The organism is Enterobacter sp. HK169, from assembly GCF_001719105.1.
GTDB lineage: Bacteria > Pseudomonadota > Gammaproteobacteria > Enterobacterales > Enterobacteriaceae > Enterobacter > Enterobacter asburiae_B.
Map to the genome: position 1 here is coordinate 3,304,385 of NZ_CP017087.1, position 19,861 is coordinate 3,324,245.

Consider the following 19,861-nt stretch of genomic DNA (forward strand, 5'->3'; position numbering starts at 1 on the left):
ATTTCCGTCACTGAAAAAACCATTTGACTGGAGCCGACGGCAGAATGGTTCAGACTTAACATAATCCCCTGACGGAAGCATACGATGAAACCGGCGATCCTGGTGGTTGATGACGATACGGCAGTCTGCGAACTGCTTCAGGACGTGCTGAGCGAGCACGTCTTTAGTGTGCTTGTCTGCCATAACGGCCAGGATGCACTGCGGCAGGTACAGCAGGAGCCGAATATCGCGCTGGTGCTGCTGGATATGATGCTGCCGGATATCAACGGCTTACAGGTTTTGCTGCAGCTGCAAAAGCAGCGCCCAGCGCTGCCGGTGATCATGTTAACCGGGCTGGGCAGTGAGTCAGACGTGGTGGTGGGGCTGGAGATGGGGGCTGACGATTATATCGGCAAACCTTTCAACCCGCGCGTGGTGGTCGCCCGCGTAAAAGCGGTATTGCGCCGTACCGGCGTGCTGGCGGCGGAAGTTCCCGCAGCGCCCGTCGCGGGCATTGCTTTTAACGGATGGACGCTCGATACCACCCGCTGTGAACTGAGCGATCCGCAGCGTAACCCTGTCCCCTTAACCCAGGGCGAGTACGGCTTGCTGCTGGCGCTCACGCAAAATGCCCGTCGGGTGCTGAGCCGTGACCGGCTGCTTGAGCTGACCCACAGCGAAAGCGCGGACGTGTTCGACCGCACGATTGACGTGTTGATCATGCGCCTGCGCCGGAAGATAGAGGCTAACCCGCATCAGCCTGCGCTCATCAAAACCATCCGTGGGCTGGGCTATGTGTTTGCCACCGACGTTTCCCATAGCGAGAAAGCGGCCTAGGTATTCTCTTTGATAAACAGCTGCAGCTCGGCCAGCGTTTTCGCGCCGTCAATCGCGTTGGCGGCCAGCAGGCTGGCCCGCGCGCAGGCGTGTGCCAGATAAATGCTCTCCGTGAGCGGGAGCGATTCATGGCAGCCGTATAAAAACCCCGCGCAAAACGCATCGCCCGCGCCAACGCTGCCGACAATCTCTTTCTGCTCCAGTAACCATGAGGGGATCCAGCGACCTTGCTCACCCGGCGCTTCGCCCCATGCGCCTTCCGGACAGTGGATCACCACCCGCTGACGCACGCCTGCCGCCAGCAGCTGCGTCGCGGCATCGGCGATATGGGCGATATTCAGCGCATCGTCGGCGTCGCGCATCTCCAGTCCGCTAAACTCCCCGGCTTCCAGCTCGTTAATCACCAGATAATCAAGGTGGCGCAGGGCTGGGAGCACCAGCGGCTGATAGCGCGGGTCGCCCTTGCGGGAAACCAGATCGAGCGACGTTTCATACCCCTGGTCGCGCATCTGCGCCAGCAGGCGCGCGCTGCGGGTGCCAAACTCGTCATCGGGCATATCCAGGCTGTCGAGCAGCAGCAGGTAGCCGAGATGGAAGATCTTCATCGATCCGTCTAAGCGATCGAAGGCGGGAAGATCCAGCAGGCGGTTGGCGCCCGGCGAGTGGAAAAAGGTGCGCTGTCCGCTGGGATCGGTCATCACCTGCGACATGGAGGTTGGTGCAAAGGTGGTGCGCTGGACGCGCTGGCGGTTGACGTGGTACTGGTCCAGCATCGCCAGAATGTAATCCCCGTCGGCATCTTCGCCAATCAGCCCCACCGCCTGCAGCGGCAGGCCAACGTGCATTTTCGCCAGCGTCAGCAGCACGTTGAGCGGCGCGCCGCCGGTTGAGCGTTCGCTGTGGGTGATTTCCGCCAGCCAGCCGCGCTCCGGCCACTGCACGATCTGGTGGACGTGATCCACCAGCATGTTGCCTGCGGCGATGATGCCTTTGCGTTCCATTATGCCTGCCCCGCGCTGCCGAAGATGCGCATCTGTTCGGCGACCGTATCGGCAATCGCCTCTTCTATCCCCAGCAACAGCTCGGCAAATTCATCGTACAGCGGCTGGCGGTTCGCCATGCGCTGCTCAACGGCGGCGAGTGCGGCCTGCGACATGCCGGTGTAGAAGTTAATTTTATGAATGCCGAGCTCGATGGCGCGGCGGAAGTCGGCATCGCTAATCCCGGAGCCGCCGTGTAAAACCAGCGGCAGCCCCGTCTGCTGGCGAATGGCGTCCAGGCGTGGGAAATCGAGTTTCGGCTCGCCTTTGTATTTGCCGTGCGCGTTGCCGATGGCAACCGCCAGCGCGTCAATGCCGGTTGAATCGACAAATTCGCGCGCCAGCTGCGGATCGGTAAAGAACGCTTCATCCGCATGACCGTACAGCGCGCCGCCTTCATCGCCACCGACCGCGCCCAGCTCCGCCTCCACCGACACGCCGACCGCGTGGCACATCTTCACCACCTCCCGCGTCTGGCGAATGTTCTCCTCATAGCTCAGCGTAGAGCCATCGAACATTACCGAGCTGAACCCTAAGCGCAGGGCGCGCACCACCGCCTCGAAATGCAGGCCGTGGTCGAGGTTGAGCACCACGGGAATATCGTGACGGGCGGCTTCGAACTTAACCGCTTCGACAAGCGAATCCAGGGAGACGTACTTAAAATGCACTTCGGCGATGTTGATGATAAACGGCGAGCGTTCCTGCTTCGCGGCGGCGAACAGCGCGCGCAGGAAGTGGGAGTCGAGCACGTTAAACGCGCCCAGCGCGTAGCGATGCGCCCTGGCGTGCTCCAGACCGTCGGCAAGAGAGATCAATGGCATCATTTACTCCTTATATCCGGAACAGGTTGTACTCGTTGCACAGCACCAGCAGCGCCGGTTCGTCTTCTTCGATGTTGTTATAGCGGGCAACGGGCTGCAAAAAGTGGTTGTCGTGCTCGTCGTCGTTTACCGATGACACCTCCCCAACCAGCACGTCGCCGAAGCCGCGTTCGCCCCAGAAGCTGTGGTACAGAGTGGGTGTCAGGCAGATGCTTTCCCCTGGCGTGAGGCGCAGCTGGCTTCCGGGCGCGTGGGTCTGACGGCAGCCGTCGACGGTGACCGTCACGTCGGTGTTTTCCGTCTCTTCATGCGCCCCGGCATTCCATAACTCAATAATCAGATTCCCGCCGCCCCGGTTGATGATGTCTTCCCGCTTGCGCCAGTGAAAATGCATCGGCGTCACCTGGCCGTCGCGCACGTGCATAATTTTTTCGGCATAGCACTTTTCATAAGGCACGCCGTTGGGCGAGCCGTTGCGCAGGGTAAACAGCGTCAGGCCCTCAGCGGCAAAGCTGTTGCCGCCGAACGCCGTCACGTCCCAGCCGAGCTTGAGGTCGAACACTTCCTGCCATGCGGCCTGGTCAAGCTGCTGCCATTTCGTTGGCGGAAAGCTGGCAAAAGGCGGGAGGTGCACGTCGTGCATGGAAAAAAACTGTCGCGTGTGGCCGAGAATTTCATTGATGTCGGAGCGTTTCATGGGGACTCCTTGAATTTTATGCCATCCCCTCACCCCGGCCCTCTCCCTCAAGGAGAGGGGGAAATAAGTTCCCTCTCCCTGTGGGAGAGGGTTAGGGTGAGGGCATCAGGCCGCAACGAGGTTACTTAACCGTCCACCCCTTATAGGTCCCGACGTTCTTTTTATCGATCATCGTCACCGGGATCAGCACCGGCGCTTTCGGCGCAGGTTTGCCCTGTAGAATGTCATAGCCGATCTCCACCGCTTTTGCCGCCATCACCTGCGGATCCTGCGCCGGGGTCGCGACAAACAGCGAGTTTTCGCGCTTCAGCGCTTCCTCACCGTCCGGGCTGCCATCCACGCCGACGATAAAGAACTCGTTGCGCTGAGCCTGCTTCGCGGCCAGATCGGCACCGATCGCCGTCGGATCGTTAATCGCAAACACGCCGTCGATCTTCGGATTGGCCGCCAGCAGGGAGGTCATGACTTCCAGACCGCCTTCACGACTGCCCTTGGCGTTTTGGTTATCCGAGAGCACCTTGATATCCGGATGTTTTTTGAATTCCGTCTGGCAGCCTTCCACGCGGTTTTGCACCGCAGAGACCGGCGGTCCGTTGATGATCACCACGTTGCCTTTGCCTTTCAGGCGATCGGTAATGTACTTACAGGCCATTTCGCCCGCCTGGGTGTTATCGGAGGTGATGGTCGCATCCGCCCCTTCCGCCGCCACGTCAACCGCAACGACCACGATCCCGGCGTCCTTCGCGCGCTTCACCGCCGGTCCGATCCCTTTGGAATCCGCGGCGTTGAGGATGATCATGTCCACCTTCGCGGCGATGAAGTTATCGATCTGCGCCACCTGCTGGCCCAGATCGTAACCGCTGGAGACCAGCGTCACCTTGACGTTATCGCCAGCCAGCTTGCGCGCTTCCAGCTCGGCACCTTTGGTGATCTGCACAAAGAACGGGTTGGCCAGGTCGCCCACCGTCACGCCGATGGACTTCAGATCTTTTGCCTGCGCAAACGGCGTTGCGGCAAGCAGCGCGCCAGCACAGAGCGCGGTCACTAACGGTTTCAAACGCATGTTGTTTTCCTCGAAGCTGTAGGGTTTTGTTGTTATGCACTTTGATGGTGTCGGGTACGGTATTTGTCGATCAGCACCGCTATGATGATCACCGCCCCTTTGATCACCAGCTGCCAGAAGTAGGAGACGCCCATCAGCGTCATGCCGTTGTTGAGGGTGGCGATGATTAATGCGCCGACCAGCGTGCCGGTGATCGTGCCGATCCCGCCGACGAAGCTGGTGCCGCCGAGGATCACCGCCGCAATCGCATCCAGCTCGTAGCCCGTGCCGAGGTTGCCGTTGGCGCTGTAGAGGCGCGAGGCGCTCATCACGCCGCCGAGCCCGGAGAGCAGGCCGCTCATGCCGTAGACAAACAGCAGCACCAGCCAGACCTTGATGCCGGTCAGTCGCGCCGCCTGCATGTTGCCGCCCACCGCGTAGATGTGGACGCCGAGCGTGGTGCGGCGCAGGATGAACCAGCACACCGCAATCACCGCAAGGGCAATGACAACCAGCCACGGGATCGGGCCGAGGTAGTTATTGCCGATCCACTCGAAGCTGATGTTGGAGTTAATGACCGTCGTGCCGTCCGCCAGCAGATACGCCGCGCCGCGCAGCGCCGTATAGGTGCCGAGCGTCACGATGAAGGGCGGCAGCCCGGCAAAGGCCACCAGCGCGCCGTTGAACAGACCCAGCACCATGCCGAGCATCAGCGCTGCCGGAATGGAGAGCATCGCAAATTCAGGGATAAGCGAGACCACCATCGCCGCTACCGCCGTGGTGCCCAGAATCGAGCCCACGGAGAGGTCAATCCCGCCGGTTAAAATGATGAAGGTCATTCCCGCCGCCAGCACGATGTTGATCGACGCCTGACGGGTAATGTTGAGCAGGTTGCTCTCGGTGAAGAAGTTCGGGGCGATAAAGCCAAATACCGCCACAATCAGGATAAGAATCGGCAGGATGCCGACCGTTTGCATCAGATCGCTCATCAGCATTTTTTTGGCGGAGGCGGATTTCGCCACCTGCTGCGGATGGGTTGGAGTTGTCATGATTGCACCGCCTGATGATGAGTGTCGTTCACGCCGGTTGCCAGCGTCATAATGTTTTCCTGAGAGATGTCGCGCCCGTGGAGTTCACCCGCAATGCTGCCTTCCCGCATCACGTACACCCGGTCGCTCATGCCCACCACTTCCGGCAGCTCGCTGGAGATCATTAAAATCGCCACCCCTTTGCGCGCCATCTGGTTCATGATGCGGTAGATCTCGCTTTTCGCGCCGACGTCCACGCCGCGCGTGGGTTCGTCCAGAATCAGAATGCGCGGACCGATGGCCACCCAGCGGGAGATCAGCAGCTTTTGCTGATTGCCGCCGGACAGCCCGCCCGCCCGAACCTGCGAATGGGGCACGCGGATGTTAAGCAGGGCAATGGCGTCATCGGAAATGGCCTGCGCTTTTTTGCGGTTTAACATACCGAAGGTCGCGTCGCGCTCCAGCGTCGCCATGGTGATGTTCTCCTGCGCCGCCAGCTCCAGAAACAGCCCCTGCTCCTTGCGGTTCTCGGTGAGAAAACCGATGCCGTTTTCGATGGCCGCACGCGGGGAGTGGATCACCACCGGCTCGCCGTCGACCTCAATCATGCCGCCGGTGGCTTTACGCACGCCGAAAATCAGCTGCGCCAGCTCGGAGCGTCCGGCCCCCACCAGGCCCGCCAGCCCGACGATTTCGCCGGAACGGACCTGCAGGCTGCACGGCTGTACCTTTTTACCGTCGGTGAGGTGGTGGACGTTGAGGCGCGGGCTGCCGAGGGGAATATCACGCTCTTTGTTGAACAGATCGCTTAACGGGCGGCCCACCATCATGCGCACCAGCTCGGAGGCGTTTAGCTTGTCGCGCGTCAGGCTGCCGACGTACTGCCCGTCGCGCAGAACGCTGACGCGATCAGAGAGTTCATACACTTCCGCCATGCGGTGGCTGATATAGATGATCGCCATCCCTTCATCGCGCAGGCGCAAAATCAGTTCAAACAGGCGATGCGTTTCCCGCGAGGAGAGGGCGGCGGTGGGCTCATCCATCACCAGAATGCGGCTGTTGCGGTGCAGCGCGCGGGCGATTTCCACCTGCTGCTGCTCGGCGATGGTCAGCTTCATCACCAGGTCGGTGGCATTGAACTGTGCGCCGAGGCGCTCAATCACCGCCTGCGCCTGGGCGGCCATCTCTTTGCGCTGCACCATCCCGCCGCGCGACAGCTCGCTGCCAAGAAAAATATTTTCGGCAACGGTCAGGTTGGGCGCGAGCTGCATCTCCTGATAAATCAGGGTAATGCCTGCGGCCAGCGCATCTTTCGGCCCTTTAATGTGAAACGGCTGACCGTCGATCAGGATCTCACCGCTGGTGGCGGTATAGGCTCCCGCGAGGATTTTCATCAGCGTGCTTTTTCCCGCGCCGTTTTCGCCCATCAGCGCGTGGATCTCTCCGGGAAAGACCGTCAAATCCACACCCTTGAGCGCGTGGAAACTGCCAAACGTTTTGGCAATGCTGCGCATCTCTAATACCGGGGTTCTGCTCATGGCGGATCTCCTGCGAATGCCGATATCTGCACTTCATCACAGGTGCGTAAATGCAAAATGTCAGAAGCTGTTCATATTTGTCATAGTTATGAATAGCTAATGTAGATCACAGTATTGAACTACCCTCACCCCGGCCCTCTCCCTGAAAGGGAGAGGGAGCAAATCATTCCCTCGCCCCTTTGGGGAGAGGGTTAGGGTGAGGGGACACCAAACCGCTCAGGAGCCCAAACCCATGCCATCACGCCGCCCGCCCTTTTTCGCCAGCGCCCGAGGCCGCCTGCTGATTTTTAATCTGCTGGTGGTCGCCGTGACGCTGATGGTGAGCGGCGTGGCGGTGCTCGGCTTTCGTCACGCCAGTCAAATCCAGGAGCAGGTTCAGCAGCAAACGCTGGACGATATGACCGGCAGCATGAACCTGGCCCGCGATACCGCCAACGTGGCGACGGCGGCGGTGCGGCTTTCGCAGGTCGTCGGGGCGCTGGAATATAAAGGCGAAGCCGAGCGCCTGAAGCAGACGCAAATGGCGCTGCGCCGCTCGCTGGAACAGCTTGCGGAAGCGCCGCTGGCGCAGCAGGAGCCGACGCTGGTGGCGCGTATTATTCAACGAAGCAATGAGCTACAGCAGAGCGTGACGGAGATGCTTGAGCGCGGCCAGCGGCGCCATCTGGAGCGTAACGCTCTGCTGAGCTCGCTGTATCAAAGCCAGAGCTACCTGCGTCATCTGCAGGACATCAACCGCCGTTACGACAGCAACGTGCCGGATGCGCAGCAGCTGATGGAGATGGACCGGCTGATCGCCGCCGCCATCGACACCCCTTCGCCGCGCGCGACCGTTCAGCAGCTGGACGCCGTGGCCGCAGCGCTGCCCCGGAGTGCCGTACAGCCGGTCGTGAAGGGGGTTCTGCCTGATTTTAATGCCGAGTTAGGCAAGCTCGCCCCGCTGTCGAAGCAGCTGGAAGAGAGCGATCTGGCGATAAGCTGGTATATGTTCCACATCAAGGCGCTGGTGGCGATCCTCAACAGCGACATTAATCAGTACGTCGGGCAGGTGGCGCAGGCTTCCCGGCTTCGCACGGCCCAGAGCCATCACGAGCTGCAGTCCATCAGCGTGTTTATCAGCTTCTTCGCCGTGCTGGCGCTGATCATCACCGGGTGCGCCTGCTGGTATATCTACCGCAATCTGGCCTCTAACCTGACGGCGATTTCCCGGGCGATGTCGCGCCTTGCTCACGGCGAACAGGATGTCTCCGTTCCCGCCCTCCAGCGGCGCGATGAGCTGGGCGAGCTGGCGCGCGCGTTTAACGTTTTTGCCCGCAATACCGCCTCGCTTGAGCACACCACGCGCCTGCTGAAAGAGAAAACCACGCAGATGGAGATCGACCGCGTTGAGCGTCAGGGGCTGGAAGAGGCGCTGCTGCACAGCCAGAAGATGAAGGCGGTCGGACAGCTGACCGGCGGGCTGGCGCATGATTTTAACAACCTGCTGGCGGTAATCATCGGCAGCCTTGAGCTCACCGACCCCGAATCAAAAGACGCGCCGCGCATTACCCGGGCGCTGAAGGCGGCCGAGCGGGGTGCCTTACTGACGCAGCGCCTGCTGGCGTTTTCCCGCAAGCAGTCCCTGACGCCGCATGCGGTAGAGATGCTGCCGCTGCTGGAGAACCTCCGGGAGCTGATGCGCCACTCCCTGCCTGCTACCCTGACCCTGGAGATTGAAGCGCAAACCCCGGCGTGGCCCGCGTGGATTGACGTTAGCCAGCTGGAAAACGCCATCATCAACCTGGTGATGAACGCGCGCGATGCGATGGAAGGGCAAGGCGGGGTGATTAAAATCCGGACCTGGAATCAGCGCGTCACCCGCAGCGACGGGCGCAGGCAGGATATGGTGGCGCTGGAGGTGATTGACCGCGGCAGCGGCATGTCGCAGGAGGTGAAATCCCGGGTCTTTGAACCGTTCTTCACCACCAAGCAGACCGGAAGCGGGAGCGGATTAGGCCTGTCGATGGTCTACGGCTTTGTGCGTCAGTCCGGCGGCCGCGTGGAAATTGAAAGCGCGCCGGGGCAGGGAACGACCGTTCGGCTTCACCTCCCGCGCTCGGTGCTGCCCGCCGCTGCAGATGATGAAGCGTTGTCAGCCACCGACTCCGTGGATAGCGAGCGGCTGGTTCTGGTGCTGGAAGATGAGGCGGATGTCCGTCAGACCCTGTGCGAACAGCTGCATCAGCTCGGCTACCTGACGCTGGAAGCGGACAACGGCGAGCAGGCGCTGAATATGCTGGCGGCGTCACCGGATATTGGCATGTTTATCAGCGACCTGATGCTGCCCGGCAGCCTCAGCGGGGCCGAAGTGATTAACCATGTGCGCAGCCATTATCCGCAGCTTCCGGTGCTGCTGATCAGCGGCCAGGATCTACGGCCCGCGCATAACCCTCAGCTGCCGGACGTCCCGCTACTGCGTAAGCCGTTTACGCGGGTGCAGCTGGCGCAGGCGCTGCGCAAGGTTATGGTAATTTGAGATTCCTCCGCTACCCCGGCTTCCCGCCGTTCATTATCGTAAGGCCAGTTCACCTGCGAGTCTGGCCTTATGAAACGTTACTCAACTGCTCTGTTATTCGGTCTGCTGTCACTCACCAGCCAACTGGCTCATGCCGATATTGTTGATGATGCTATTGGCAACATTCAGCAGGCGATCAACGATGCCTATAACCCCAGCAGCAGCCGCAGCAATGACGACGACGATCGTTATGACCGCAGCCGTCAAATCGACAGTCGACAATACGACGATCGTCGTCGGCAGCTTGAAGACAGACGCCGTCGTTTAGATGAACGTCAGCGTCAGCTGGATGACGACAGACGTCGTCTGGAAGAGGATGAGCGCAGGTTAGAAGACGATTACGATCGAGGCTAAGTGCGGCCTGTTGCCCTCTCCCACAGGAGAGGGAGAAAACCTAATCCAGCACCAGCATCATCCCGTCATAGCCCGCTTCTATGCCCTGCGGCAGCGGGTTATCCATCATCCACACGTCAAACTGATGGCTGATGTGCGTCAGGATCACCTGCGGGCAGCCAATCGCTTCGTTTAACGCAATCACGGTATTTAAGTCGCAATGGTTTCGCGGCGTTTCCTCGCGCGGCTCATGGCTGCAGTCGATAATTATTGCCTGCGGCTGGTTGTTGAGCAGGAACTTCACCGTTTTCTCCGGCAGTCCGGCGGTGTCGGAGAGCCAGGCCACGCGGCTGTGGGCCGATTCCAGCAAATACCCGAAGGTCAGTTTTGAATGGTTGAGCGGCAGCGGCGTGACCCGTAAACCCTGAAGCTCAAACATCACAAACGGTTCGACCGTGTGGCTGAAATCCAGAATGCCGGGGTGCTTAAACAGGTCGTCGCATCCGGCGTCGTCCGGCGGACCGTAAACCGGGATCGTCGCCCCCACGCCCCAGCGCAGGGGGAACAGCCCCTGAACGTGATCCATATGGTAATGGGTGAGCAATAACTGCTGGAAGCTGCCCGCCGGCCAATCGTCCATCAGGTGCGGAATACCGGCATCCAGCAGGGTGACGGCATCGTTGAATTTCACCACCGCGCTGCACGGGCGACGGCGATAGTTATCCTGCAGGCGCGCCCGGCGACACGCCGCGCAGTCGCAGCCAAAGACCGGCACCAGCTGGGCGCCACCCGTTCCCGTCAACGTGATGGTCAGACTCATAGCGCACCTCTACAGCGGTTTGGTGAATCGGAAATGGCTCTGCGTGTATCCTTCACGAACGTAAAAACGGTGCGCGTCGGTGCGCTTCACGCTGGTGGAAAGTTCGGTCAGTTCAGCGCCACCCTGTCGCGCTACCTCTTCCGCCCAGGCCAGCAGCTGACTTCCGACCTTTAACCCTCGCGCCTGCGGCATCACCACCAGCTCCTGGATCTCGCCGATCCAGCGCGCATGGTGCAGGTGAAACTGCATGTGCAGCCCGATCATGCCGATGACCTGTCCCTCTCTCTCCGCAAGCTGGTAGCGCATGTTGCGATCCTGCAGATTGGCAAGAAACCCGGCGTGGAACGCCTGGCGATCGAACTCTGCCTGCTTGAGCTCGCAGATCAGGGCGTAAACACTCTGCGCATCGTCGGCGGTGGCGGGGCGAAGCTGGCAGTCAGGCATGCTGTTTCTCCTTCTGACGGATAAGCGATAAAAAGGTCTCGACTGACTGTAGCAAACTTCCGTCGTTATTGAGGATGTGGCAGTCGGACGGGGCATAGCGGGCCGCACGCTCAAGCCGCTGATCGATCTCACGGGCTGATTCACGCCCCCGACTCTGCAACCGGCTGCGCAGGACGTCCGGCGAAACCTGCAGGCAGACCGGCAGCAGAGCCGCCTCATAGCGGGCGCGCGCTTGCGGCAGATGCGCACGCGAGCCGTTAACCAGCACGTCGAAGCCCGCATGCAGCCACAGATCGGTCTCGATGCCCACGCCATAGTAATAACCGTTGGCGTGCCAGCTCAGCGCCAGCAGGTTTTGCCCGGCACGGATGAAAAACTCCTGCTCGCTCAGGGCGATATGGTTTTCACTCCCGGCATTGGCCGCGCGGGTAATATAGCGGTGTGCGACCAGCAGCTGCGGATGTTCCCGCTGCCGTAAGGCGGACAGCAGGCTGTCTTTACCGGAACCCGAGGGCCCCATTAACCAGATGAGCCTTCCCATCAGAACACCCTTTTTCCCTGACGCCAGACGTGGTCGATGTGAACGTGCTCGCCCTTGCGGTGGGCCAGCACCAGATCCGCGCGTTTACCCTCGGCGATTTCCCCGCGATCCTGAAGATTAAGCGCCGAGGCCGGGTTTTTCGTCACCAGGCGAATCGCCTGCGGCAGCGTAAAGCTGTTGCTCTCGTCGTCGGCCACCCGGAACGCCGCATCCAGCAGGCTGGCGGGATAGTAGTCGGATGAGAGGATATCCAGCAGACCCAGGGAGGCAAGCCTGCTTGCCGCGACGTTGCCGGAGTGCGATCCGCCGCGCACGATGTTCGGTGCGCCCATCAGCACGTTCATGCCGTGCCTGCGGGAGGCTTCAGCCGCTTCAAACGTGGTGGGAAATTCGGCGATCACGCTGCCAAGCTGATGGGATTCGCGCACGTGATCGTGCGTGGCGTCGTCATGGCTGGCCAGCGCGATATTGCGGTCACGACACATCGCGGCAATCCTGAGACGGTTTGGCTGCGACCACTGGGCGGCAAGCGCCAGCTGCTCTTCCTCGTAGCGCGCCATCTCCGCATCGCTGAGAGAATATTTGCCCTGATAGTATTCGCGATACTTTTCAATGTTGGCGAACTGGCGCTGCCCCGGCGAATGGTCCATCAGGGAGACCAGCGAGACCGGCTCGCGCCCGACCAGCTTTTCAAACAGCGGCAGGGTGGTGTGGTGCGGCAGCTCGCAGCGCAGGTGCAGACGGTGCTCGGCGCGGTTGAGGCCGCGCTTTTGCGTCTCTTCCACGGCGTTGATCATCTTCTCCAGATTCTCCAGTCGATCGCCGCCGTCGCGCACGTCGCCAATCGCCACCGCGTCCAGCACGGTGGTAATGCCGCTGGCGACCATCAGCGCGTCGTGGCTGCTCATCGCCGAATGGGCGGGCCAGTCGACCTTCGGGCGCGGGGTGAAAAATTTGTCCAGATTATCGGTATGCAGCTCAATCAGCCCCGGCAGCAGCCAGCCGCCTTCACCGTCCATCGCTTCAGGGGTACGGCTTTGGGTTTCGGCAAAGGCGCGAATAACGCCTTCATGAACTTCAACCGAGCCATTAACCACTTCATTTTCCAGCACCAGCCTGACGTTATTGATAATCATGCGTTTGTCCCCATCGGGTGCAATCTGTCCGCCACGCGGCTGCGTACGGCGTCGTCGTGGAAGATCCCGACGATCGCCGCGCCGCGCGCTTTGGCCTGTTCGATCAGTTCCACCACGGCGGCGCTGTTTTTGCCGTCGAGCGAGGCGGTGGGTTCATCCAGAAGTAAAATCGGGTAGTCGACGACAAACCCGCGGGCGATATTGACGCGCTGCTGCTCGCCGCCGGAAAAGGTCGACGGGGCAAGGTGCCACAGGCGTTCAGGCACGTTGAGGCGCGTCAGCAGGCTGGCGGCTTTGGCGGCGCAGGCTTCTCGCGGCACGCCGAGATCCAGCAGCGGCTGCATCACTACGTCCAGGGCGGAGATCCGCGGGATCACCCGCAGAAACTGGCTCACCCAGCCGATCGTCGTGCGGCGCACTTCCAGCACTTTGCGCGCGGGGGCCTGCACCAGATCGACCCATTCATCGTTGTGGCGAATGTGAATGTGGCCTTCATCCGGCAGATAGTTGGCGTACAGGGAGCGTAGCAGGGTGGATTTTCCGCTGCCGGAATGGCCGTGCAGCACCACGCATTCGCCGCTGCTGACCTCTAACGAGGCATTTTGCAGCACCGGCAGGCGCACGCCGTTTTGCTGGTGGAGCACAAAGGTCTTACTTACGTTTTGTACGTGGATCATGTTGGCCTCTTAATTCTGCAATACGGACGACACCAGCAGCTGAGTGTACGGATGGTGTGGATCGTCGAGCACCCGGTCGGTTAACCCACTTTCCACCACCTGGCCCTGCTTCATCACCAGCAGACGGTCTGCAAGCAGGCGCGCAACGCCCAGATCGTGGGTGACAATCACCACCGCGAGGTTCAGCTCCACCACCAGACCGCGCAGCAGGTCGAGCAGGCGCGCCTGCACGGAGACGTCCAGCCCGCCGGTGGGTTCATCCATAAACACCAGCTTCGGATGGGTGACCAGGTTGCGGGCAATCTGCAGGCGCTGCTGCATCCCGCCGGAGAAGGTCGTCGGCAGGTCGTCGATGCGCGAGGCGGGGATTTCCACTTCCTCCAGCCAGTGCTGGGCGGTAGCGCGGATGTTGCCGTAGTGGCGCGCGCCGGTAGCCATCAGGCGTTCGCCGATGTTGCCCCCGGCAGAGACCTGACGGCGCAGGCCGTCCATCGGGTGCTGATGTACCACGCCCCACTCGGTGCGCAGCAGGCGGCGGCGCCCGGCCTCGCTCATGCCGTACAGCGAGGCGCCCTCATACAAAATGTCGCCGTTCTGCGGCGTCAGGCGCGCGGAGATGGACTTCAGCAGGGTGGTTTTGCCGGAGCCGGACTCGCCGACGATCCCCAGCACCTCGCCCGGCCACAGCTCGAACGACACGTCGCTAAAGCCTTTGCCCGGCGCATACAGGTGAGTCAGGTTATTAACCGAAAGCAGCGGTTTCATTGGCCGTTCGCCTCGCTCTGTTGGCGGCAGTAATCGGTGTCGGAGCAGACAAACATCCGTTTGCCCGTATCGTCCAGCACCACTTCGTCCAGATAGGTGTGTTTGGATCCGCAGATGGCGCACGGCTCGTCCCACTCCTGCACCGTAAACGGGTGATCGTCGAAATCCAGGCTTTCCACGCGGGTGTAAGGCGGGACGGCGTAGATGCGCTTTTCGCGCCCGGCGCCGAACAGCTGCAGGGCGGGCATCATGTCCATCTTCGGGTTATCGAATTTCGGGATCGGCGACGGGTCCATCACGTAGCGCCCGTTCACCTTCACCGGATAGGCGTAGGTGGTGGCGATATGGCCAAAGCGGGCGATGTCTTCATAGAGCTTGACCTGCATGACGCCGTACTCTTCCAGCGCGTGCATGGTGCGGGTTTCCGTTTCGCGCGGCTCGATAAAACGCAGCGGCTCCGGGATCGGCACCTGGAAAATCAAAATCTGATCTTCAGTGAGCGGGGTTTCCGGGATGCGGTGACGGGTCTGGATCAGCGTTGCGTCTTCGGTTTTTTCGGTGGTATTGACGCCGGTGACGCGCTGGAAGAAGCTGCGGATCGACACGGCGTTGGTGGTGTCGTCGGCGCCCTGATCGATGACCTTCAGCACGTCCGCCTCGCCGATCACGCTGGCGGTGATCTGAATACCGCCCGTGCCCCAGCCGTAGGGCATCGGCATTTCGCGGCCGCCGAACGGCACCTGATAGCCCGGTATGGCCACCGCTTTTAAGATGGCGCGGCGGATCATGCGTTTGGTTTGCTCATCCAGATAGGCAAAGTTGTAGCCGCTTAAGTTAGCCATTTTTGCGCTCCCGTTGCAGGCGTTTCAGCAGTTCCAGTTCGGCCTGGAAATCGACGTAGTGCGGCAGCTTGAGGTGCGAGACGAAGCCAGCGGCCTCAACGTTATCCGCGTGGGCCAGCACGAACTCTTCGTCCTGCGCCGGGCCTGCAACGTGCTCGCCGTAGTCCGGTGCCTGCAGGGCGCGGTCGACCAGCGCCATTGCCATGGCCTTGCGCTCGCCGAGGCCGAATACCAGCCCGTAGCCGCGGGTAAAGTGCGGGTCTTCGTCTTCCGGGGCGACGAAACCGTTCACCATTTCACACTCGGTCATCAGCAGTTCGCCGACGTTCACCGCAAAACCCAGCTCTTCCGGTACGATCTCGACGTCGATGTAGCCGCTGCGAATTTCGGCCGCAAACGGGTGGTTGCGCCCGTAGCCGCGCTGGGTGGAGTAGGCCAGCGCCAGCAGATAGCCTTCGTCGCCGCGCATCAGCTGCTGCAGGCGGGACGAGCGCGAGCACGGGTAAACCGGCGGCGTGCGGGTGATGTCATCCGGCTGCGCGCCTGAATCTTCTTCCATCTTCGCCAGGCCCTGTTTTGCCAGCAGGCTGAAGACGTGCGGAGACGGTTCCTGTTCGGCGTCGGAGGTGCTGAGCTGCGGCGATTCGCCGTTCGCCAGCAGGGTGAAATCCAGCAGGCGGTGGGTGTAGTCGTAGGTGGGGCCAAGCAGCTGGCCGCCGGGAACGTCTTTATAAACGGCAGAAATGCGGCGTTCCAGGCGCATCTCCGCCGTATTCACCGGCTCGCTGACTGCCAGTTTCGCGAGCGTGGTGCGGTAGGCGCGCAGCAGGAAGATGGCTTCCACGCTGTCGCCGCTGGCCTGCTTCAGGGCCAGCGCCGCCAGCTCGCGGTCGGCGATGCCGCCTTCGGTCATCACGCGGTCGACGGCGAGGTTTAGCTGCTGTTCAATCTGGGCGACGCTCAGCTCGGGAAGCCGTTCATCGCCCCGTCGTCTGTGCGCCTGTAGCGCATGGGCGGCGGCGATGGCCTTCTCGCCCCCTTTGACGGCAACGTACATCAGCACACCTCCACGTGGGTGGTCCGCGGGATTGCCAGCAGGCGCTCGCCGCAGGTCAGGATCAGGTCAATGCCCAGCGGGAACGGGTGCGGGCGCTCGGTCAGCTCGTGAATGATGCACTCCGGCAGCTGCGGCGCGACCATGCGCTCGTCGGCGATGCCTGCCCCCGTGAGGCGCAGCATGCGGCCGCCGCTCAGGCTGGAGACCTGCAGGATCAGCGTGGCGCTGGTCTCCGGGGCGACGGCGCTGCCTTCGCTCAGGGCGTTGAGCTGTTCATGGCTGATTTGTTCATCGGCCACGGCAAAAACCGCCTGCTGGGGCTGATCGACCAGCGGAGCGCTGGTGTGAAAACGCAGGTTCTGGCTGGCGATATCGTTCGACAGCGCGCCCGAGAGCCACACCGGGGTGTCGTTGTCGGCAAGCGTCAGCAGCACGCTGGTGGTCGCCAGGTTCAGCGGCAGCCAGCCCTGGGAGAGCTGGTGCAGCGAGACGATCACGCCCGGCTCGCTCATCGCTTTCAGCAGGCGACGAAAACTGTGTTGGGCATCCTGGACGGCCAGGGTAAAAGCAGGTTGAAGCGTCATGCGTTGTCTCCGCGAACGAGCGTAAAGAAGTCGACCCGGCTGGTATTCACTTCGGCCTGACGTGCGGCAATGCGCGCGGCGCGGTCGGCTTCCAGCGGGGCAATAAGGGTTTCCATTAACGTCTGGAAATAGGGTTGTTCCTGTAAAAGCGCGTCGATCACCGCGCAGCGCTCGGCGTGCGCTTTGTCGCGCCCCAGCACGTAGCTGTAGCCCAGCGTGCCGCTGTTCAGGCGGATTGCCGCGCGGGTGAGGGTGGCATCTCCGGCGAAAAAGCGCTCGCCGGTGCCGCCCATGCGCGCCTGGATCTGAACGAGGCCGATCTCCGGTGCGCGAAGGGTGTCGTAGTCTGGCGTCAGGCTGAGCGCGTTCATGCGGGCAGCCAGCGCAGCAGGCTGGCTGTGGGCCAGCACGCGCATCCAGCGCTGTCGGGTGGCGGTATCGAAGTGCATTCAATGCTCCATGGTGAATTCGATCATGTCGGCGCGGGTCAGGCTGACGGAGTATTCCGTCGCGTTGATCTCGCCGTCACGGTGGTTGAGGGTGCGCACGCAGAGCAGCGGGGCCATATTGGGGATTTCGAGCACCTTGCTCTCTTTCGCCTGCGCGCGACGGGCGCTGATGCGGGTCTGGGTGCGCTTGAGCGCAATGCCGGTCGCATCCTGAAGAAAATCATGCAGCGAGCCGCTGGAGAAATGCTGGAGCACGGGCCAGAGGGCGAGGTCCGCAAAGTAGTGGTCTATCTGGCATACCGCCACGCCGTTAACGCGACGCAGGGTGCGCAGGTGAATGACGTCGTCACCTTCCTGAATACCCAGCGCGTCCGCCACGTGGCTGGAGGCCGGGCGCAATACCGAGAGCAGCTTTTCGCTGGTTGGGTGGCTGCCCTGATCCAGCAGGTTCTGGCTAAAGCGCGCCTGGGCGTTCAGCGGGTAGTCGAACGGGCGCATCAGCACCAGCACGCCCACGCCCTGGCGGCGCTGGACCCAGCCGCGTTCGACCAGCTGGTCAATGGCGCGACGCAGGGTGTGGCGGTTCACCTCATAGCGGTCGGCAAGCTGCTGCTCGGCGGGCAGGTAGTCCCCGCAGCGGTAGTGCGTGCGCAGCTCCACTTCGAGCTTTGCGGCAATCTCTTGCCAGCGGGTCGGGTAACTGGTCGGATGTCTGGATAAGTGCATAGAAAACAAAGCCTCGCTTCTCAGATGAAGTGCTTACGCAAACGTTGAGAGAGGAAATCCAGCAGGCTGACGGTGACGATGATGAGCACCATCAGGGCGCAGGTTTGCTGGAACTGAAAACCGCGAATCGCTTCCCACAGGGTGACGCCAATCCCGCCTGCGCCCACCATGCCGACTACCGTCGCGGAGCGGACGTTGGACTCAAAGCGGTACAGGGAGTAGGAGATCAGGAGCGGCATAACCTGCGGCAGGACGCCGTACAGGATCTCTTCGATTTTGTTGGCGCCCGTTGCGCGGATGCCTTCCACCGGGCCGGGCTCGATGGCTTCGACCGCTTCGGAGAGCAGCTTGGAGAGCACGCCGGTGGTGTGGATGAACAGCGCCATCACGCCGGCGAACGGACCCAGGCCAACGGCGACCACGAACAGCATCGCAAAGACCATCTCGTTGATGGCGCGACAGGCGTCCATCAGGCGACGCATCGGCTGATACACCCACCACGGCACGATGTTTTCGGCGCTCATCAGGCCAAAGGGAATGGAGAGAACGACGGCAAGGGCGGTGCCCCAGACGGCGATTTGCAGGGTGACCGCCATTTCGCTGAGATAGTCCTGCCACTGGCTGAAGTCCGGCGGGAAGAAGTCGGCGGCGAAGGTCGCCATGTTGCCCGCGTCTTTGAAGAGCAGCAGCGGATCCATTTCCGCGCCCTTCCAGGAGATAACCAGCACCGCCAGCAGGATGGCCCAGCTTATGAGCGAGAACCAGCTGCGCTTCGGCGGCGGGAGGGTGATGGTTTGCATGTTGGCTCCTTAATCTGTTCTCCCTCTCCCTGTGGGAGAGGGCCGGGGTGAGGGCATCAGCGTGCGCATTTCCCCCTCACCCTAACCCTCTCCCTCAAGGGAGAGGGAACTTGAGTTACTGCACCGCTTTATTCACGCTCGTCATCGCACCGAGCGCGGCGGTCAGGCGGTCGAGGTCTTCCAGCTGCGCTTCAATTGCGGCCACTTTGCTGGTCTTCTCCTCGTCCTTCAGCCCTTTGTTGTCCTTCACGCCCTGCATCTCTTTAAACAGCGCCAGCTGGCGAATCGGGACCAGCTGCAGGTCGCTTGACGGGCGGAACGGTGCCCAGCCCAGACGCGCCAGGACCGCTTTCTCTTCCGGCGTTTTGCCATAGGTCATGAAGAAGTCGTACACCTTGTCCTTGGTGCTCTCGGACAGGTTTTTACGCCACACGATCGGGTCGCCCGGGATCAGCGGCGATTTCCAGATGACTTTGATTTCCTTCAGCTTGTCCGGCGCGGAAGTTTTCAGCTTGTCGAGGTTCTCGGTGTTGTTGGTAGCAACGTCCACCTGCTTGTTGGCGACGGCCAGAGCGTTGGTTTCGTGGCTGGCGTTCACCGTGCGTTTGAAGTCGCTGGCGGAGGCGTTGTTTTTGGCGAAGACGTAGTAGCCGGGGACAAGGTAGCCGGAGGTCGAGTTCGGGTCGCCGTTGCCGAAGGTCAGCTCTTTGCGTTTGGCGAGCATGTCGTTGAGGTTGTTGATCGGGCTGTCTTTGTTGACGATCAGCACGCTCCAGTAGCCCGGGGAGCCATCTGCCGCGACGGTCTGGGCAAACACCTGGCCGTTCGCGCGGTCCACCGCTTCCATGGCGGAGAGGTTGCCGTACCAGGCGATGTCCACTTTATTAAAGCGCATCCCCTGGATGATGCCCGCGTAGTCCGGGGCGAAGAAGGCGTTCACTTTGATCCCCAGCTTATTTTCCATATCTTTCAGGAACGGTTCCCACTGAGGCTTCAGGTTCTGCTGTGATTCCGTCGAAATAATGCCGAAGTTCAGCGCTTTTTCCTGCTCTTGTGCATACGCCGGGCTTAACAGGGTGCTGAGGCTGAACATGCTGGTAAAGGCCAGCGCGGCAACGGCTTTGTAGCTCATGTACTTTCCTCGGATCGGG

General features: G+C 61.4%; 22 protein-coding genes. 3 read left to right on the forward strand and 19 right to left on the reverse strand.

The annotated features are described in order from the left end of the window. The first annotated feature begins 84 nt into the window (after positions 1-84). A complete protein-coding gene (locus EnteroDNA1_RS15675; RefSeq protein ID WP_029740750.1) occupies positions 85-816 on the forward strand; it encodes a response regulator in 732 nt (243 codons plus the stop codon). Here the strand turns inward: EnteroDNA1_RS15675 and EnteroDNA1_RS15680 are convergent. From EnteroDNA1_RS15680 to EnteroDNA1_RS15705, 6 genes are all read right to left on the reverse strand, one after another. Beyond that, positions 813-1,817, reverse strand: coding sequence for a carbohydrate kinase family protein (locus EnteroDNA1_RS15680; RefSeq protein WP_039262394.1), 1,005 nt, complete (start codon positions 1,815-1,817; stop codon positions 813-815). The genes EnteroDNA1_RS15675 and EnteroDNA1_RS15680 overlap by 4 nt on opposite strands. Then, complete coding sequence (locus EnteroDNA1_RS15685; RefSeq protein ID WP_033144425.1) at positions 1,817-2,677, reverse strand: ketose 1,6-bisphosphate aldolase; 861 nt, start codon at positions 2,675-2,677, stop codon at positions 1,817-1,819. Before EnteroDNA1_RS15685 ends, EnteroDNA1_RS15680 begins: the two co-directional genes overlap by 1 nt. 10 nt (positions 2,678-2,687) lie before the next feature. Further along, positions 2,688-3,374, reverse strand: a complete 687-nt coding sequence (locus tag EnteroDNA1_RS15690; protein WP_047059282.1) for a D-lyxose/D-mannose isomerase — start codon at positions 3,372-3,374, stop codon at positions 2,688-2,690. A 121-nt stretch (positions 3,375-3,495) separates the two neighbouring features. Continuing rightward, complete coding sequence (locus EnteroDNA1_RS15695; RefSeq protein ID WP_021242935.1) at positions 3,496-4,437, reverse strand: ABC transporter substrate-binding protein; 942 nt, start codon at positions 4,435-4,437, stop codon at positions 3,496-3,498. Positions 4,438-4,469: 32 nt separating this feature from the next. Further along, positions 4,470-5,465 (reverse strand): ABC transporter permease subunit, encoded by a 996-nt coding sequence (locus EnteroDNA1_RS15700; protein ID WP_023310077.1) that lies wholly within the window; start codon positions 5,463-5,465, stop codon positions 4,470-4,472. After that, complete coding sequence (locus EnteroDNA1_RS15705; RefSeq protein ID WP_039262390.1) at positions 5,462-6,982, reverse strand: sugar ABC transporter ATP-binding protein; 1,521 nt, start codon at positions 6,980-6,982, stop codon at positions 5,462-5,464. Before EnteroDNA1_RS15705 ends, EnteroDNA1_RS15700 begins: the two co-directional genes overlap by 4 nt. 232 nt (positions 6,983-7,214) lie before the next feature. Here EnteroDNA1_RS15705 and EnteroDNA1_RS15710 point away from each other — a divergent pair, with 232 nt between their 5' ends. Next, entirely contained in the window at positions 7,215-9,497 is a 2,283-nt protein-coding gene (locus EnteroDNA1_RS15710; protein ID WP_069303535.1) for an ATP-binding protein, read from the forward strand. Between the two features lie 69 nt (positions 9,498-9,566). Next, entirely contained in the window at positions 9,567-9,890 is a 324-nt protein-coding gene (yjdP, locus tag EnteroDNA1_RS15715; protein WP_033144428.1) for a DDRRRQL repeat protein YjdP, read from the forward strand. Between the two features lie 40 nt (positions 9,891-9,930). Here yjdP and phnP read toward each other — a convergent pair whose 3' ends face one another. From phnP to phnD, 13 genes are all read right to left on the reverse strand, one after another. Then, positions 9,931-10,689 carry a phosphonate metabolism protein PhnP gene (phnP, locus tag EnteroDNA1_RS15720; RefSeq protein WP_069303536.1) on the reverse strand — a complete coding sequence of 253 codons (759 nt, stop codon included), beginning with the start codon at positions 10,687-10,689 and terminating at the stop codon, positions 9,931-9,933. A gap of 9 nt (positions 10,690-10,698) precedes the next feature. Continuing rightward, a complete protein-coding gene (gene phnO / locus EnteroDNA1_RS15725) occupies positions 10,699-11,133 on the reverse strand; it encodes an aminoalkylphosphonate N-acetyltransferase (RefSeq protein ID WP_069303537.1) in 435 nt (144 codons plus the stop codon). Continuing rightward, positions 11,126-11,677, reverse strand: a complete 552-nt coding sequence (phnN, locus tag EnteroDNA1_RS15730; protein WP_134211171.1) for a ribose 1,5-bisphosphokinase — start codon at positions 11,675-11,677, stop codon at positions 11,126-11,128. The genes phnO and phnN overlap by 8 nt, the downstream gene beginning before the upstream one ends. Continuing rightward, positions 11,674-12,810: an alpha-D-ribose 1-methylphosphonate 5-triphosphate diphosphatase gene (phnM, locus tag EnteroDNA1_RS15735; RefSeq protein ID WP_069303539.1), complete on the reverse strand. Its 1,137-nt coding sequence runs from the start codon at positions 12,808-12,810 to the stop codon at positions 11,674-11,676. Before phnM ends, phnN begins: the two co-directional genes overlap by 4 nt. Further along, on the reverse strand, positions 12,807-13,487 hold the full coding sequence (gene phnL, locus EnteroDNA1_RS15740) for a phosphonate C-P lyase system protein PhnL (protein WP_069303540.1): 681 nt from the start codon (positions 13,485-13,487) through the stop codon (positions 12,807-12,809). Before phnL ends, phnM begins: the two co-directional genes overlap by 4 nt. A 9-nt stretch (positions 13,488-13,496) precedes the next feature. Beyond that, positions 13,497-14,252 carry a phosphonate C-P lyase system protein PhnK gene (phnK, locus tag EnteroDNA1_RS15745; protein WP_033144434.1) on the reverse strand — a complete coding sequence of 252 codons (756 nt, stop codon included), beginning with the start codon at positions 14,250-14,252 and terminating at the stop codon, positions 13,497-13,499. Further along, positions 14,249-15,094, reverse strand: coding sequence for an alpha-D-ribose 1-methylphosphonate 5-phosphate C-P-lyase PhnJ (phnJ, locus tag EnteroDNA1_RS15750; protein ID WP_069303541.1), 846 nt, complete (start codon positions 15,092-15,094; stop codon positions 14,249-14,251). The genes phnK and phnJ overlap by 4 nt, the downstream gene beginning before the upstream one ends. Then, positions 15,087-16,151: a carbon-phosphorus lyase complex subunit PhnI gene (locus EnteroDNA1_RS15755; RefSeq protein WP_069303542.1), complete on the reverse strand. Its 1,065-nt coding sequence runs from the start codon at positions 16,149-16,151 to the stop codon at positions 15,087-15,089. The genes phnJ and EnteroDNA1_RS15755 overlap by 8 nt, the downstream gene beginning before the upstream one ends. Next, positions 16,151-16,735 carry a phosphonate C-P lyase system protein PhnH gene (phnH, locus tag EnteroDNA1_RS15760; RefSeq protein WP_032662532.1) on the reverse strand — a complete coding sequence of 195 codons (585 nt, stop codon included), beginning with the start codon at positions 16,733-16,735 and terminating at the stop codon, positions 16,151-16,153. The genes EnteroDNA1_RS15755 and phnH overlap by 1 nt, the downstream gene beginning before the upstream one ends. Next, a complete protein-coding gene (phnG, locus tag EnteroDNA1_RS15765) occupies positions 16,732-17,184 on the reverse strand; it encodes a phosphonate C-P lyase system protein PhnG (RefSeq protein ID WP_033144437.1) in 453 nt (150 codons plus the stop codon). Before phnG ends, phnH begins: the two co-directional genes overlap by 4 nt. Further along, complete coding sequence (gene phnF / locus EnteroDNA1_RS15770) at positions 17,185-17,910, reverse strand: phosphonate metabolism transcriptional regulator PhnF (protein ID WP_023310091.1); 726 nt, start codon at positions 17,908-17,910, stop codon at positions 17,185-17,187. It abuts the gene before it with no gap. A 20-nt stretch (positions 17,911-17,930) separates the two neighbouring features. Beyond that, on the reverse strand, positions 17,931-18,710 hold the full coding sequence (phnE, locus tag EnteroDNA1_RS15775) for a phosphonate ABC transporter, permease protein PhnE (RefSeq protein ID WP_023334213.1): 780 nt from the start codon (positions 18,708-18,710) through the stop codon (positions 17,931-17,933). Between the two features lie 115 nt (positions 18,711-18,825). Further along, entirely contained in the window at positions 18,826-19,842 is a 1,017-nt protein-coding gene (phnD, locus tag EnteroDNA1_RS15780) for a phosphonate ABC transporter substrate-binding protein (protein ID WP_039262375.1), read from the reverse strand. Positions 19,843-19,861 lie beyond the last annotated feature (19 nt).